This window comes from Streptomyces sp. NPDC057654, from assembly GCF_042800135.1.
Classification (GTDB): Bacteria; Actinomycetota; Actinomycetes; order Streptomycetales; family Streptomycetaceae; genus Streptomyces.
Genome location: NZ_JBHVHQ010000107.1, coordinates 1 through 15,069 on the forward strand (window position 1 = coordinate 1; position 15,069 = coordinate 15,069).

General features: G+C 70.7%; 11 protein-coding genes. 5 read left to right on the forward strand and 6 right to left on the reverse strand.

The annotated features are described in order from the left end of the window. Positions 1–142: 142 nt before the first annotated feature. Both ACFU99_RS11600 and serC read right to left on the reverse strand, forming a co-directional pair. Entirely contained in the window at positions 143–826 is a 684-nt protein-coding gene (locus tag ACFU99_RS11600; protein WP_384389365.1) for a GDSL-type esterase/lipase family protein, read from the reverse strand. A gap of 120 nt (positions 827–946) precedes the next feature. Then, positions 947–2,065 carry a phosphoserine transaminase gene (gene serC / locus ACFU99_RS11605; protein ID WP_384389340.1) on the reverse strand — a complete coding sequence of 373 codons (1,119 nt, stop codon included), beginning with the start codon at positions 2,063–2,065 and terminating at the stop codon, positions 947–949. A gap of 120 nt (positions 2,066–2,185) precedes the next feature. On the opposite strand from serC, the gene ACFU99_RS11610 reads away from it, so the two are divergent. Further along, positions 2,186–5,044 carry an FAD-binding and (Fe-S)-binding domain-containing protein gene (locus tag ACFU99_RS11610; RefSeq protein ID WP_384389342.1) on the forward strand — a complete coding sequence of 953 codons (2,859 nt, stop codon included), beginning with the start codon at positions 2,186–2,188 and terminating at the stop codon, positions 5,042–5,044. Positions 5,045–5,162: 118 nt separating this feature from the next. Here ACFU99_RS11610 and ACFU99_RS11615 read toward each other — a convergent pair whose 3' ends face one another. From ACFU99_RS11615 to ACFU99_RS11625, 3 genes are all read right to left on the reverse strand, one after another. Continuing rightward, on the reverse strand, positions 5,163–7,550 hold the full coding sequence (locus ACFU99_RS11615; RefSeq protein WP_384389345.1) for a tetratricopeptide repeat protein: 2,388 nt from the start codon (positions 7,548–7,550) through the stop codon (positions 5,163–5,165). After that, entirely contained in the window at positions 7,547–9,124 is a 1,578-nt protein-coding gene (locus tag ACFU99_RS11620; RefSeq protein ID WP_384389348.1) for a hypothetical protein, read from the reverse strand. The genes ACFU99_RS11615 and ACFU99_RS11620 overlap by 4 nt, the downstream gene beginning before the upstream one ends. A 492-nt stretch (positions 9,125–9,616) precedes the next feature. Further along, entirely contained in the window at positions 9,617–9,898 is a 282-nt protein-coding gene (locus ACFU99_RS11625) for a hypothetical protein (RefSeq protein WP_384389350.1), read from the reverse strand. A 318-nt stretch (positions 9,899–10,216) separates the two neighbouring features. Here ACFU99_RS11625 and ACFU99_RS11630 point away from each other — a divergent pair, with 318 nt between their 5' ends. Beyond that, entirely contained in the window at positions 10,217–11,467 is a 1,251-nt protein-coding gene (locus tag ACFU99_RS11630) for a helix-turn-helix domain-containing protein (protein WP_384389352.1), read from the forward strand. Between the two features lie 48 nt (positions 11,468–11,515). Here the strand turns inward: ACFU99_RS11630 and ACFU99_RS11635 are convergent, their stop codons facing one another. Continuing rightward, the gene (locus ACFU99_RS11635) at positions 11,516–12,376 is read right to left on the reverse strand and encodes a LysR family transcriptional regulator (RefSeq protein ID WP_384389354.1); all 861 of its coding nucleotides are present in this window, start codon (positions 12,374–12,376) and stop codon (positions 11,516–11,518) included. 69 nt (positions 12,377–12,445) lie between these two features. On the opposite strand from ACFU99_RS11635, the gene ACFU99_RS11640 reads away from it, so the two are divergent. The 3 genes from ACFU99_RS11640 to ACFU99_RS11650 all read left to right on the forward strand — a co-directional run. Then, on the forward strand, positions 12,446–13,417 hold the full coding sequence (locus ACFU99_RS11640; protein WP_384389357.1) for a DMT family transporter: 972 nt from the start codon (positions 12,446–12,448) through the stop codon (positions 13,415–13,417). A 208-nt stretch (positions 13,418–13,625) separates the two neighbouring features. Beyond that, positions 13,626–14,456 (forward strand): TIGR03084 family metal-binding protein, encoded by an 831-nt coding sequence (locus tag ACFU99_RS11645; RefSeq protein ID WP_384389359.1) that lies wholly within the window; start codon positions 13,626–13,628, stop codon positions 14,454–14,456. Further along, positions 14,453–15,069 (forward strand): acyclic terpene utilization AtuA family protein (locus tag ACFU99_RS11650; RefSeq protein WP_384389362.1); only part of this gene is annotated, 617 nt, incomplete at its 3' end. The genes ACFU99_RS11645 and ACFU99_RS11650, both read left to right, overlap by 4 nt.

Genomic DNA, 15,069 nt, shown 5'->3' on the forward strand with positions numbered 1-15,069 from the left:
GGCGAGGACGGAGGCGGCGGGCCGGGCCCGCCGCCGCTTTCTTAAACCCCACAAGGTTCCTCCGTATGGGCTGCGGTTGCGGAACCAATCTTCGGTACGGGCTCGACCGCTGTCGATCATGCCTGTGCCACCATGTGCCGCCTCAGCGGCGGTACGGACCGCCCACATCCCACGCCTGGTGGAGGGCGTCGGCGAAGGACCCCGCGATGAGTTGTTCGCCGTGGGGGTTGGGGTGGGTGCCGTCGTAGGTGTCGCGGGCGAGGTCGTAGGACGGCGGCGCGGAAGCCAGGAGAAGAGGGGATGCGGGGGTGGAGAGGTCGGCGACGGCTTTCGCCAGGAGCTCGTTGAAGCGCTCGCACTCGGCGGCGAACGGGGGGTCCGTCAGGGCGCGGGTGTTGGGGATGACGGGCAGCAGTACGGCGCGCAGCCGCGGGTTGGCCGCGCGGGCCTCCGCGAGGAAGCGGCGGACGTTGGCCGCCGTGTCGTCCGCGTGCGTGTAGAAGCCCAGGTCGATCAGGCCGAGCGCCACCAGCAGCGTGTCGGCGCGGGCGGCCCGTACCGCGTCGCCGACGACCGGCGCCATGTGCAGCCAGCCCTCGCCCCAGCCCGCGAGGTGCGCCCGTGCGGAGTGCGGGAACGCCGGGTCGGCGTAGTCCTGGGAGACGGGGGCGTCGGCCGTCGCGTCGTACAGGCCGGTGCGCGGGCCGACGATCTCGTACGGGGCTCCGTACGGGGCGCCGTACGCGGCCTCCAGGTGCTGCCAAATGCGGTACCGCCAGGTGAAGTCACCGGCGGCGCCGATGGTCTGCGAGTCGCCGACGAACATGATGCGCACGGTCGTGTTGTCGTCTCTTCGTCTCGTTGTCTCGTCGTCGGGGGCACGCGTACGGGCCCCCGGCGCGCTGCCGGAGGCCCGTATCCGCTGCGGCTACAGATGTAGCTGCGGCTACAGCTTGTCGATCACGTAGTCGATGCACGCCGTCAGCGCCTCGACGTCCGCCGGGTCGACCGCCGGGAACATCGCGACGCGCAGCTGGTTGCGGCCCAGCTTGCGGTACGGCTCGGTGTCGACGATGCCGTTGGCGCGCAGTGCCTTGGCGACGGCCGCCGCGTCCACGGACTCGTCGAAGTCGATGGTGCCGATGACCTGGGAGCGCTGGGCCGGGTCCGTGACGAACGGCGTCGCGTGGGCGGACTGCTCCGCCCAGCCGTACAGCCGCGACGAGGAGTCGGCCGTCCGCTTCACGGCCCAGTCCAGGCCACCCTGCCCGTTCAGCCACTTCAGCTGCTCGTTGAGGAGGAAGAGGGTCGACAGCGCCGGGGTGTTGTACGTCTGGTTCTTGAGGGAGTTGTCGATCGCCGTCGGCAGCGAGAAGAACTCCGGTACGTGCCGGCCGGACGCGTGCACGCGCGCCGCGCGCTCCAGGGCGGCGGGCGAGAACGCCGCCAGCCACAGGCCGCCGTCGGCGGCGAAGGACTTCTGCGGCGCGAAGTAGTAGACGTCCGTCTCGGCGATGTCCACGGGCAGGCCGCCCGCGCCGGACGTCGCGTCCACCAGGACGAGGGAGCCCGCGTCGGCCCCCGCGACCCGCTTGATCGGCGCGGCGACGCCGGTCGAGGTCTCGTTGTGGGTGAGGGCGTAGACGTCCACGCCCGCCTCGGCGGCCGGCTCCGGGTGAGTGCCGGGCTCCGAGCTGATCACGGTCGGCTCGGCCAGCCAGGGGGCGAGCTTCGCGGCCTTCGCGAACTTCGACGAGAACTCGCCGAAGGTGAGGTGCTGCGACTTGTTCTCGATCAGCCCGTGGGTCGCGATGTCCCAGAAGGCGGTGGAACCGCCGTTGCCCAGGACGACCTCGTACCCCTCGGGCAGGGAGAAGAGGTCGCGCACGCCGTCACGCACCTTGCCGACCAGGTTCTTGACCGGGGCCTGGCGGTGCGACGTGCCCATCAGTGAGGTTCCGGTGGCGGCAAGGGCGCTGAGCGCCTCCGTACGCACCTTGGACGGGCCAGCGCCGAAACGACCGTCGGCGGGCTTGATGTCAGCGGGAATCTGGATCTCGGCCACGGGCGAAGCGTAATCCGTCCGGGGGCGGGGACGGGCGGGAGGTCCATCTCCCGAGACGGATTCGTCCGGTGTGCGACGTGCTCGTGGTGAGGAGGCCGATGGGTGGGAAGGCTGAGGACCATGAGTTCCACAGGTTCGAGGGATGCCATGGATTCGACGGGGTCGCGACGTGCGGAGGAAGCCGCTGCCCTGCAACGAGCGCTGCGCGCCGCCGTACGCGGGGACGTCTCCTTCGACGCGGCGAGCCGCGCGCTGGTGACCATGGACGCCTCGAACTACCGGCGGGTGCCGGTCGGCGTCGTGGCGCCGCGCGATGCCGACGACGTGGCCGCGGCGCTGGCCGTGTGCCGGGCCCACGGGGCGCCCGTCGTGCCGCGCGGCGGCGGCACGTCCATCGCCCGGCAGGCGACCGGCGTCGGCGTCGTTCTCGACTTCACGCGGCACATGCGCGAGATCGTCGCGCTGGACGCGGAGGCGCGTACCGCCGTCGTGCAGCCCGGCGTGATCCTGGACGACCTGCGGGCGGCGGCGGGCGCGCACGGGCTGACGTTCGGCCCGGACCCCTCCACGCACAGCCGCTGCACGCTCGGCGGCATGATCGGCAACAACTCCTGCGGCTCCCACTCGGTGGCCTGGGGCACCACCGCCGACAACGTCCACGAACTGGACGTACGCACCTACGGCGGCGAGCGGCTGCGCCTCGGCCAGGGGCTGGACGACCTCCCGCCGCGCCTGCGCGACGGGCTGCGGGACCTGGTGGACGGGGACCTGGCCCGGCTGCGTACGGGCTTCCCCGAGCTGCCGCGCCGCATCTCCGGCTACGCGCTCGACGAGCTGCTGCCGGAGAAGCGCGCCGACGTCGCGCGCGCGTTCACGGGTTCCGAGGGCACGCTCGGCGTACTGACGGAGGCGACCGTCCGGCTGGTCGAGGCGCCGCGGGCGCGGGCCCTCGCGGTTCTCGGCTACCCGGACGAGAGCGCGGCGGCGGAGGCGGCGGCGGGGCTGCTGCCGTACGGGCCGCTGACCGTCGAGGGCATGGCCGCGGACCTCGTACGGGACGCGGCGGGGCTGCCGGGCGGCGGGGCGTGGCTGTTCGTGGAGGTCGGCGGGGAGTCCCCGGCCGCGGCGCGGGCGCACGCCGACGCGCTCGTACGGGCCGCCGACGGCACCGTCGACCGCCTGGTCGTCACCGACCCCGCCGCGCAGCGCGCCCTGTGGCGCGTCCGCGAGGACGCGAGCGGCACGGCGACGCGGATGCCCGACGGGAGCGAGGCGTGGCCCGGCTGGGAGGACTGCGCGGTGCCGCCCGCGCGGCTCGGCGCGTACCTGCGGGACTTCCGCGCGCTGCTCCGCGAGCACGGCCTGCGCGGCACGCCGTACGGGCACTTCGGCGACGGCTGCATTCACGTCCGTATCGACTTCGACCTGCTGAGCGCGGAGGGCGTACGGCGGTTCCGGGGGTTCTCGGAGGCGCTGGGCGCGCTGGTCGTCGCGCACGGCGGCTCGCTCTCCGGCGAACACGGCGACGGGATGGCGCGGGCCGAGCTGCTGCCCAGGATGTACGGGCCCGAGATGGTCCGGCTCTTCGAACGCTTCAAGGACCTGTGGGACCCGGACGGCGGCATGAACCCGCGGGTCCTGGCCCGCCCGGCGCGACTGGACGAGAACCTGCGCTTCGAGGTGCTGCCGAGGCGGCCGGTGGATGTGGAGTTCGGCTATCCGCAGGACGGCGGGGATTTCGGGGCGGCAGTGCGCAGGTGCGTAGGGGTGGCGAAGTGCCGTAACACATCGGCTGGTTCGGATGTGATGTGCCCGTCCTTCCGCGCGACGGGGGAGGAACGGCACTCGACGCGGGGCCGGGCCAGGCTGCTGCACGAGATGCTGGCGGGCGAGGTCGTCACGGACGGCTGGCGGTCGGAGGAGGTACGGGACGCCCTGGACCTGTGCCTGTCCTGCAAGGGGTGCCGCAGCGACTGCCCGGTGGGCGTGGACATGGCCACGTACAAGGCGGAGTTCCTCCACCACCACTACGCGGGGCGGCTGCGGCCGGCCGCGCACTACGCGATGGGCCGGCTGCCGCTGTGGCTGCGGGGGACGGCGGCGCTGCGGCTGACGGGGGCGGCGAATGCGGCGGCGGGGGTGGGGCCGTTGGCGGCGCTGGCGAAGAGGGCGGGGGGCATCGCGCCGGAGCGCACAATTCCGAACCTGGCGGGGGAGCCGTTCACAAGGTGGTGGCGGAAGAGGGCCCGGGTGTCCGGTGAGGGCCAAACGGTGATCCTCTGGCCGGACACGTTCACCAACTACTTGACGCCGTCGGTGGGCCGGTCCGCCGTCGCGGTACTGGAGGCGGCGGGGCTGCGGGTGGTGGTGCCGCCGCGCCCCGTGTGCTGCGGCCTCACCTGGGTCACGACCGGCCAACTCGACGGCGCCCGCCGCGTCATGCGCCGCACCCTGCGCACCCTGGCCCCCGCACTGACCGCCGGCACCCCGGTCATCGGCCTCGAACCGAGCTGCACAGCCTCCCTCCGCACCGACCTCCCCGAACTCCTCGGCACAGAAGCCTCCCGCCCCGCCGCCGCCCGCCTGGCGGCTTCGGTACGAACCTTCGCCGAGGCCCTGGAGGAGTACGCCCCCGACTGGACCCCACCGCACATCGACCGCCCGGTAGCCGGCCAGACCCACTGCCACCAGCACGCGGTACTGGGCGACGGCCCGGACCGCCGCCTGCGCGAACGGGCGGGTTTGGTAGGTGAATTGAGTGGAGGATGCTGCGGCCTGGCCGGAAACTTCGGCTTCGAACGCGACCACTTCGCCGTCTCCGCCGCCTGCGCGGAGGAGCAACTGCTGCCGTCGGTGCGGGGGGCGGCGGAAGGGGCTGAGGTCCTGGCGGACGGATTCTCCTGCCGCACGCAACTGGGGCAGCTGGGGGGCGTGCGAGGGCGGCATTTGGCTGAGGTGTTGGCGGAGGGGCTGGAATAACCGGGGGCGCGTGGGGAGTAGGGGCGTGTTCCGGCAGAGGGCTGTTGGTGCGCCAGGCCAATTCGGCCCCCGAATGGACGGAAACCGCATGGCCCACGTCGACGGTGCTCAGCGGTAGTCACCTCTGGCTTTCGACAGGGCGCATGACCCCTCCGATCCGTCCTCGGACCCGGTCGACAAGGTCGAGCGTGACGACAGCTTTCTCTGTATCGCCGGTCTGGCGATACAGATCGGAGGCGAGTTCCAGGTTTTCCAGAGCCTCGGTGTTGCAGCCCTGGCCAAGAAGTGCAAATGCCAGATTTATGAGCTCGGAAGCCACACTGTGATCGTCCTTGCTCTCCAGGAATGCCTCCAAAGCGAGGGTATGAAGTCGCATGGCCTTGGTCCACTTGCCCTGCTCTTGGCGTGCGAGGCCTATGTTGCCCAATACAGCCCCTTCACCACGGCGGTCTCTCAGACGCCGGTAGATGCCCAGTGCTTCCTGCTGTGCGGTGAGAGCCGCCTCGAAGTCTCCGGCAGCGGTCAGCGCGACAGCGAAGTTGGACAGCTCGACTGCCCTCTCATGGGGTAGGAGCAGAGCGTCGGGCATGTCGAGCGCGCGTTGGTGCAGTTCGACGGCTCGTCCCGCCTTCCCACTGTCGCGCTTCGCTTTGGCCAGGCCGCCCAGAGCCTGAGCGTAACCACGCAAGTCCCCCTGCTTCCGGAAGACCTTCGCGGCTTTTCGGAAGGCACGGGAAGCCTCCTCCGTGCGACCCAGCTCAATCAGCGTCTCGCCTGTGTTGCTCAGAGCACCCGCTATCCCTACCTGGTGACCGGCTCGCTTGAACATCTGCGCGGCTTCTGTGTGGGCTGCCACGGCCTGTTCGAACTTCCGCTGTTCGTGGAGAGAAAGCCCGAGATTGTTCAGCGCACCGGCCAAGGCCCGGCGCTTCTTCAGACTCCGGCATATTTTGATGGCTCTGTGGTGTGCACGAACGGACTTGCGGAGCTTGCGTACGTCCCGAAGCACCACACCGAGGGAACTGTGCAGAGCTGCCTCGCGAAAACGGTCCTTGCTCCTTCGGCTCGACCGAATACCCGCAGACAGCACCAGCACGGCATCCTCCAGGTACCGCATCTCCATCAGGAAGTTCGATACGGGCATCGCCAAGGCCAGGCACGTCAGATCGTCTTTAGCGTCATAGGCCCAGAGGGCAGCTGCGACCAGGGTGTGCCGCTCGGCCTCCAGCCACTGCAGCGCCTCGGCCCGACTCGTGAAGGCAGACTCCGCTGCAGGGCCCGATTCCGTGGAGTGAAAGAGCCTTTCGCACGCCAGGGTGGCCATCTTGCGGAAGTGGATGAGCAGACGCATGAGGCCTTCGCCCCAGCAGTCATTGCCCGACCTGAGTTGCTTCCGAGAATAGAGGCGAACGAGACTGTGCTGCTGCCAGCGACCGTACGGATCTCGTGGCTCGACCAGGTGTCGGCGGGCTAAGTCCAACAGGAGGTGTTCGGTCTCCTCGACGCTTTCGCCGTACAACTCGGCCATGGCCTCTGTGGAGAAGTCGGGCCCGGGATGCAGCGACATCAGCCTGAAGAGTTTGGTCTGGCCCTTGGTGAGCCTTCGGTAGGACAGTTCGAAGGCTGCGGTCACTGCGTGTTTCTCCCTGCTCAGCACTGAAAGCCTGGAGTGCGTGTCCTCGAGGTTCCGGCGGATGTGAGACAGGGGCCGGGCCGGCACATCCACGAGCAGGGAAGCCAGGATGCGCAGGGCCAGCGGCAGACCGCCACACAGTGAGACGAGCCGGTGCGCCTCGTCCGTCTCGGTCGCCACCCGCGAGTCCGAGGGCAGAGCCGTGCGGAGAGTGTCGTCCAGCAGCCCCCGCCCCTCGTCAGTGGACAGCTCCCGCAAAGTAAGCGCCAGAGCGTCCAGCTCCGCCAAAGAGTGCCGTGAGGACACGAGCGTGGCCGTGCTCCCGTCACTCGGCAGGAGATGGCGGATCTTGCCAGTGGCCGGTACGTCGTCCAGGACGACCAGGACCCGTTGTCCGGCATCAGCGAGTGCGTTCAGCGCGGATCGGTAGATGCGTGAGCGTTCCTCGAGTCCAGGCGGAATGTGTTCCGGGGGGATGCCGAGTGCCCGCAGCAGAGTGCTGAGCGCTCGCTTCGGTGACACCTTGCGCCCCGCGTCGTAGCCATGCAGGTCCACGAAGAGAACGCCGCCGGGGAACCAACCGTCTTCCCGCAGTGACCGGTGAGCGGCCTGGAGCATGAGTTCTGTCTTGCCCGTCCCGCTGAGCCCGGTCACTACCACGGTGCTGGTCGTCTCGTTCGGCGCGGTCGGTGCCAATGCGGCGAGGATCTGTTTCATCTGAGTATGGCGGCCCGCGAAGGTGGCCGACCTCTGAGGAAGTCCGGCGAGAGCGGGGGCCGGGCGGTCCGGAAGCGTCAGGTTGATGGTCCGCCCCTGGACGACAACGTCGAAGAAGACTCCTCCGCTGATGCGGTTCTCGGTCCTGCCCGTCATTTCCCATCCTGCCGGTGCCGGGCGACAGCTCTTTTGAAGGCGAGTACCTCGGCGGTGGTGTGGAGGCTCATGTTTTCCTCGGTGACCACGTACCCGACCTCGCGCCAGGCGTGGAGAAACGCGGGGTCGATGCCTATCTCGTCCGCGTGCTCAGCCATGTCCAGCAGCATGCCGTCGAAGTACTCCTTGGAAAGAGGGGCGGGTTCGTCGGCGTCGGGATCGAAGAACAGCGGATCCTCCGACCGCGGCTCGCGGCCGAATTTCTCTCTGAAGGCGTCCAGCTGGCTATCGATGGCTTCCTTCAGCTCTTGTCCGAACGGGTTGGCAGTGGAGAACTGCACCACGGAACTGCCATCCGCGTTCCAGAGGCGCTCGACGGGGCGGTCCATCTGCCAGCTCCTGGCCGTTGGCCCACCGGACTTCTTGCGGATCTTCTGCGACACCGCCTTGCGCACGGCCTCACGCCGCTCGGCCCATTGCTCGTCGGATTCCTCGTTCGTATTGCTCGTGCCGTCGGCGACGTCCGCCTCCTCAGGATCGTCGGTGTTTCCCCGAGCGGTGGCACTCAGGCGCATTCTGGTGTGCATGCCCACCCAGTCCAACAGGTCTGGGGTGATCACCCCGTCCATCGTGGGAACTTCGGAAATGCCCAGCTCGAAGGCCAGGCGCGGCAGGCCGAGACCGGGAGAACTGGTCCACAACAGGGCATCCGAGGGGAGCGGATCGGTGAACGCGGGCACAGCGAAGAGGTGTCCGAGGACGTCGGCGACGGACATGCCCAACTCAGGAGCGACAAGGAGGATGTCGACCACTTTCACCAGCGTCGATGTCTCGTCCAGGGCAAGAGCCCATGCCGTGGCGTGTTCGAGCGAGTCCTCCAACTGTTCGCCGGGCTTCGCCATGAGCGCCGTGTACAAGGCCGGTAGCAGCAGCACGGATTCGTCTTTCACCAGCAGCCCTGCGTCATGGAACCGGCGTAGCCCATCGCGGAGAATGCGCAGAGGCGTGTCATTCGCCCAGGAGCTGTCGTCCGTGGTCTTCCAGAACCGCTTGACCTGCCGCTTCGCATCCTCCGGTGGCTCGGGTAACCGTAGGTCCAAAGGCGGCCCGCATGCTGCGCGGCAGTCCTGGAGGGCCACCTCGGGCATCAGGCGCCGAGGCAGGCGGCGGCCATCGAGCCCGGCCGCTTCCAGCCGTCCTATGAGCGCGAGCATTAGTTCCCTGTCGTCCACCGGAAGTTTCAGATCCGCGCTGGCCGAGACCGCCTCGCGGACGAAGCGCAGGATGCCTTTGCCGTGCACGGTGCCGCGCAGTAGGCGCAGCCATGCGTCACGCACGTTGGCGAACTCGAACTCGTCGCTGCATGTCTTGGGAAAGAAAGTTCCTAGAAACAGTGTGTCCAGCGGGTCGATCTCCTCGTACCAGTACGGAGTGGTCCCCTCCTCCTGGGCCCGCCATAGTGCCATGTAGCCGACGGCGTAGGCGGCCGCGAGGCTGGGCCTATCTGGTGTGTTGGAGCGCAACAGGCGTGCGATTGCTTCCTCGCCGAGTGTTCGAGGGTCGCTATCGCCCACGGCTCCGGTTGGGGCGGTTGTGGCGGCTCTCCGCGCCCGCTGTTCTTGTCTCTTCCTCGATGCTTTGCCCACGATGTCTTCTCCTCCCAGGTGCCAGGATGGCCCATCGCGCCGCACTCGATCGCAGCGTTCCAGGAAACTTCGACAAGCGGGTTGAGCCCCGTGGGTTAAGAGCGGTGGCCTTGCCTCGGGCTTCTCCCGCCTGGCGAACGTCCGGACGCTCAGGTAGGTGCACCGCACTCGATCGCCTCGACGAAGGAATCACCATTCGCAGCGAGTTCTACGCTTCCGCCCTCTGGCTCCAGTGCCCCGAGCAGGTCCTCGACGCCACTTCGATATCGCCTTGCCGACCAGGTTCTCCCCGCTCACCTGAGGGCCGGTGTTGCGGGAACGCCCTCCCCCGCGGCCATTGACCGGCGAGGAGAGCGTGGACCCGCTGTCGGTACGGTGCGCTGCGCTGCGGCGCGGATGTCTGCCCGGGGTCCGGCTCGATCAGCTCGCCGGGCGGGCCGGTTCGCTCCGTCTGTTGGGCGGGGGCTCTTGCCCTTCGGGCACGTCGTCGTCCTCGTACGCGCCGGATTCCTCGGCGTCGAGTTCGTACGCTTCGAGCCGCTCGCCCCGGCTCTCGGCGACACGCAGCACGTCGCCCAGCGACTCGCGCAGTCGGTTCGCCAAGAAGCGCAGTTCCCCGGCCCCCGCCTTGACGTCGTCGAGCAGTTCCGGAGCGTGATCGAGCAGTTCTGCCGCCATGCCCAGCTGAATTGTTTCGATCATGTCCGCCTTCTTGCTCAGGGGGCTGTCCTTGCTCGGGGCCAAGTAGCACCGATTGCCCTCCGGGCCGCGCCACGGAAGGAGGCGCAAGCGGGTTGTCGACATCATCGCCTCGGCCCCCTGTCGTACGGGTCGGTCATGTGACGGGCTCTCGTCTCGAGGGAGACCTGAAAGCGGAACGGCGGCATGTTGGGGTTCCTCGCAGCGGTCGGGGCGTGCCCCGGACAGTCGCCCGGTCGCGGGGCCTGGCGTGAAGACCCTCGCGTGGCACGGCCGTCTCTCCCATCCCGTGGCCCTATATCGGTGCCCTATATTCGAGGAATGGGGGAGTCCCGCCTCGATTTGTGGTCCCACCCGCGGCTGTCCGCGGCGCTCGCCGGTCAGGACTGGGGTGAGGTCTTCCGCACCTACCGGAAGCTCACCGGACTGAGTCAGACGAAGCTCGGCGAGCGGGTCGGCCTCGCTCAGCCCGATGTCTCCGACGTCGAGCGGGGGCGGCGGCGTGTGACCTCGATCGAGGTGCGGCAGCGCATCGTGGCGGGGCTCGGAGCGCCCGCACATCACCTTCGCGTACCGGCGCCGGGTGAGCCGAACTCTCCCGTGTCCGCTCTCGCGCTCCCCGGGCCCGGGCCGGACGAGGACCTGCTCGCCCGTGTGACCAGCGCGGCCGAGGCCCGTACCCGCGTGGACGCGGCCACCCTCGACTGGCTGGACCGGCTGCTGGCGGAGCACCGCCGTGCCGAAGACGTCATCGGGGCACGCCCACTCGTGGACGTGATGCGCCGACAGCTCAGGACCGTCGTCGCCCTGTACGCGGGTGCGCGGGGCCCGCTCGCGGACCGCGTCGTACGGCTGGCCGCCGAGCATGCCCAGTTCCTCGCCTGGATGGCGCAGGACCAGGCGCAGACCGCCGCCGCGCTCGCCTGGTACGACCGGTCGCACGAGTGGGCCCTGGAGGCCAAAGACGTCGACATGGCCGCGACGACACTCAGTATGAAGGCCCATATGAGCTGGTCGGGAGGGCGCGGCAGCCGATGCGTACGGCTTGCCGAGGCGGCCCGGTGGTCGGCTCCGGGCACCTCTCTCGGGGTCCAGGGCATGGCCGCGCAGATGGCCGCACGAGGGCACGCCCTCGATGGTGCCGCCGATGACGCCCACCGCCTCCTCGACGAAGCACAGAGCCTCATCGGCCGGGCGGCGGAGCGTCCCGAGGACGAACCCGTCTGGATGTACTTCTACGGCGAAACCTGGTTCGCGCTGCAACGCGGCATGGCCTCGCTCCACCTGCGGGAGTGGCACGCCGCCGTCGACCAGTTGGCATCCGGCCTCGATGCCCTGCCGGACGAATACCGGCGGGACAAGACCTGGTACCGAGCCTGCCTGGCGCACGCCCTCGCAGGCGCCGGCGAGTCGGCGCAGTCGGTCACCGTGGCCACCGCGAGCGTCCGCGACGCCGCGGCGGTCGGGCGGCCGCACTCCTGGAACGAACTGCACAGGGCGGCGGCGCTTCTCATGCGGCGATCGCCGTCGCATGGGCGCCAAGTGGTGTCGGCGCTCCGTGAGTTCGACTGATTCGGCTGATTCGACCGAGCGGTGCGGGGCGGGTCCCGCGCGGGGGTTTCAAAGGGTTCTAAGGGAGACTTGGCGGGCGAGGGTCAGCAGGGCTGGGATCGCTGGGTGGCCGGGGGTGTCGCGCCAGGCCAGGGAGAGGGGGAGTTCCGGGGCGTCGGTCAGGGGGATGTAGGTGACGTCCGGGTGCTGGTGCATGACCGCCGTGGCCGAGGTGGTCACCCCCACCGCCCGTCGGGCGGAGATGGCGGCGAGCCAGTCGTCGTTGTTGGCGACGGTGACCGTGGCGGTGGGGCGGTGGCCCGGGGGCCAGAGGCCGAGGGTGGTGCTGCCGGCGACGGTGTTGAGGGCTACGGGGTGGTCGGCCAGGTCGGCGAGGGTGAGTTCGGGGCGGGTGGCCAGCGGGTCGGCGGTGGGGACGGCGGCCAGGCGGGGTTCGGTGAGGATGACCTCCGTGACCAGGCCGGGCGCCCGGATCTCGCCCCGGAGGAGGGCTACGTCCACGGCGCCGCGTGCCAGGCCCGCCGTACGGTCGTCGATGCGCAGGAATTCGAGCGGCGTCTCGGGGTGGGCGCGGGCCCATGCCAGGAGCAGCGGCGTCGTGTACGCGCCGAACGCCGACCACGCGTGGCCGAGCCGCAGCGGCCATGGGCGCAGCCGGCCGACGTCGACCGCGTCGTCGAAGGCGGCCACCGCCGCCGCGGCCTTGGCGCGGAAGGCGTGACCCGCCTCGGTCAGTTCGAGGTGGTGGGTGGAGCGGTCCACGAGCCGGGTGCCCAGTTCGGTCTCCAGGCGGCGCAGGGTGCGGGAGACGGCGGGCTGGGTGAGGTGCAGGCCGGTGGCGGCGCGGGTGACGCTGCCCGCCTCGGCGATGGCGAGGAAGCACCGGAGGTGACGCAGCTCGATGGTCATGTCCACGGAGCATAAGGGCAGGGAAATAGGCATTTCACGCAGCGCCGGGGGATATCTAGCGTGGGGTGCATGAATCGTGCACGTGTCGACTCCCGTACCGCCGGCGCCCCGGCGGCGCCCCTGCCCGAGCCGTCCGGGACGGCGGCCCCCGGCGCTCCCGATGGCGGCGGGCGGCTCACCTCGGTGGCGCTGGTGATCGGCGGGGTCGTGTCGTTGCAGTTCGGCGCGGCCGTCGCGGTGCTGCTCTTCCCCCGCGCGGGCGCGCTCGGCGTGGTCACGCTGCGGCTGGTGCTCGCCGCCGTCGTGCTCCTGGCCGTCTGCCGGCCGCGGCTGCGCGGCCACGCGCGCGCCGACTGGCTGCTCGTATGCGTCTTCGGCGCCGCCCTGGCGGGCATGAACACCCTCTTCTACCAGGCCATCGACCGGATTCCGCTGGGCGCCGCCGTGACGCTGGAGGTGCTCGGCCCGCTGGTGCTGTCCGTGGCGGCCTCGCGGCGGCTGGTCAGTCTGGTGTGGGCGGGGCTGGCCCTGGGCGGAGTGTTCCTGCTGGGGCGCAGCGGCTTCGACTCGCTGGACCCGGCGGGCGCGGGGTTCGCGCTGGCGGCGGGGGTGCTGTGGGCCTCGTACATCCTGCTGTCCGCCCGTACCGGGCAGCGCTTCCCGAAGGCGGACGGGCTGGCCCTGGCGATGGGCGTCGCGGCGGTGCTGAGCATTCCGCTCGGCGTCGCGAGCAAGGGGGCGGCGCTGCTGGACCCGGCGACGATCGGGCTGGGCGCCGCGGTGGCGCTGATGTCCTCGGTGCTGCCCTACACGCTGGAGTTGCTGGCCCTGCGTCGGCTGCCCGCGTCCGGGTTCGCCGTGCTGATGAGCCTGGAGCCGGCGGCCGGCGCCGCGGCCGGGTTCCTGCTGCTGTCGCAGTCCCTCTCGGTGGCCGAGGGGGTGGCCATTCTGCTGGTGGTGGCGGCCAGCGTGGGGGCTGTTCGTACGTCCTCTGGGAGGCGCGGCAAGGCGGCTCCTGTGCCGGTGCCGTTGGGGGAGTGACGGGGCGCGTAGCCCCTCCGCGTTTCGCGGTCGCGTTTCTGTGTGCCCGCCATGATTAATGCAATCATGCTTGATTGTTTCAGCGGGCGCTGCCACGCTCGGAGTGCGCGCGGCGAGTTCCCAACACGCCCTGCCCGTAAGGACGTAGCGGGGCGTAGCGGGACTCAGCAGTCGAGTCGGTGGTCGGAGTCGGTGAGGGGAGCGTGGCGTGGCCGGTCCAGCGGAGGTAGCGGACGTACTCGGCGATCTACGGGCCGAAGGCGAGGAACTGGACGGGCTGGTGGCCCGTATCGCCCCGGAGCGGTGGGCCGCGCCGACGCCCGCGGACGGCTGGACGATCGCCCACCAGATCGCGCATCTCGCCTGGACGGACGAGTGCGCCGTACGGTCCACCGAGGGCGCCGAAGCCTTCCAGCCCCTCCTCGACCAGGCCCTCGCCGCACCCGGCTCCTTCGTCGACGACGCCGCCGTGCGCGGCGCCGCCCTGCCGCCCGCCGAACTGCTCGCCCGCTGGCGAGCGGGGCGCGAACGGGTGGACCAGGTGCTCACCGGGCAGCCCGAAGGGGTCCGGCTCCCCTGGTTCGGGCCGCCGATGAGCGTCGCCTCGATGGCCACGGGGCGGTTGATGGAGACCTGGGCGCACGGCCAGGACGTCGCCGACACGCTGGGCGTGACCCGCGAGCCCACGGCCCGGCTGCGCCACGTGGCGCGCATCGGCGCGCGGGCCCGTGACTACGCCTACGCGGTACGCGGACTCACGCCGCCCGCCGAGGAGTTCCGCGTCGAACTGACGGCTCCGGGGGGTGGTGGCGACGTGTGGGCGTACGGGCCCGCGGACGCCGTCCAGCGGGTGACCGGGCCCGCGCTGGACTTCTGCCTGCTGGTCACGCAGCGGGCGCACCGCTCGGAGGTGGCAGTGACGGCCGAAGGCCCGGACGCTGATCAGTGGCTGGACATCGCCCAGGCGTTCGCCGGACCGGCGGGCGCGGGGCGTGCGCCGGGCGGGGCGGGGCGTACGCCCCGTAGGTCGGAACGATGACGGGGCGACGGGCGGCCCCGGATACGTACGGTTCCGGGCCCGTCCCCGCCCGCACCCCCGCCCCCGCCACCACCCGCACCCCCGCCCCCAGCCCCGGCTCAGCCGACGGCATCCTCCGCATCGGCAACGCCTCCGGCTTCTACGGCGACCGCTTCGACGCGCTGCGCGAGATGCTCACCGGCGGTGAGCTGGACGTCCTGACCGGCGACTACCTCGCCGAGCTGACGATGCTGATCCTCGGCCGGGACCGGCTCAAGGACCCGGCCCGCGGGTACGCCAAAACGTATCTCCGGCAGCTGGAGGAAGGGCTCGGGCTCGCCGCCGACCGGGGCGTCAAGCTCGTCTCCAATGCGGGCGGGCTCAACCCCGCCGGGCTCGCCGAAGCCATCCGCGAGCTGGCCGAGCGGCTCGGCGTGCCGGTGCGCGTCGCGCACGTCGAGGGCGATGACCTGCTCGGCGGAGGGCGCGGCGAAGGCGGCGACCCGCCCGGCGGCGCGCGCGTCGGCGATGGCAACCAGCGCGGTGCGCAGGCCGAGGGGGGCGACCCGCGCGGCACGCGCACCTGGCCCCCCGGCGTACTCACCGCCAACGCCTATCTCGGCGGCGCCGGCAT

Bases quoted from the DNA above. Each gene is read 5' to 3' on its own strand.
- ACFU99_RS11615 (WP_384389345.1), bottom strand. From the start codon at position 7,550: ATGACGGGCAGGACCGAGAACCGCATCAGCGGAGGAGTCTTCTTCGAC.
- ACFU99_RS11630 (WP_384389352.1), top strand. From the start codon at position 10,217: ATGGGGGAGTCCCGCCTCGATTTGTGGTCCCACCCGCGGCTGTCCGCG.
- ACFU99_RS11610 (WP_384389342.1), top strand. From the start codon at position 2,186: ATGAGTTCCACAGGTTCGAGGGATGCCATGGATTCGACGGGGTCGCGA.
- ACFU99_RS11635 (WP_384389354.1), bottom strand. From the start codon at position 12,376: ATGACCATCGAGCTGCGTCACCTCCGGTGCTTCCTCGCCATCGCCGAG.
- ACFU99_RS11640 (WP_384389357.1), top strand. From the start codon at position 12,446: ATGAATCGTGCACGTGTCGACTCCCGTACCGCCGGCGCCCCGGCGGCG.
- ACFU99_RS11600 (WP_384389365.1), bottom strand. From the start codon at position 826: ATGTTCGTCGGCGACTCGCAGACCATCGGCGCCGCCGGTGACTTCACC.
- ACFU99_RS11625 (WP_384389350.1), bottom strand. From the start codon at position 9,898: ATGATCGAAACAATTCAGCTGGGCATGGCGGCAGAACTGCTCGATCAC.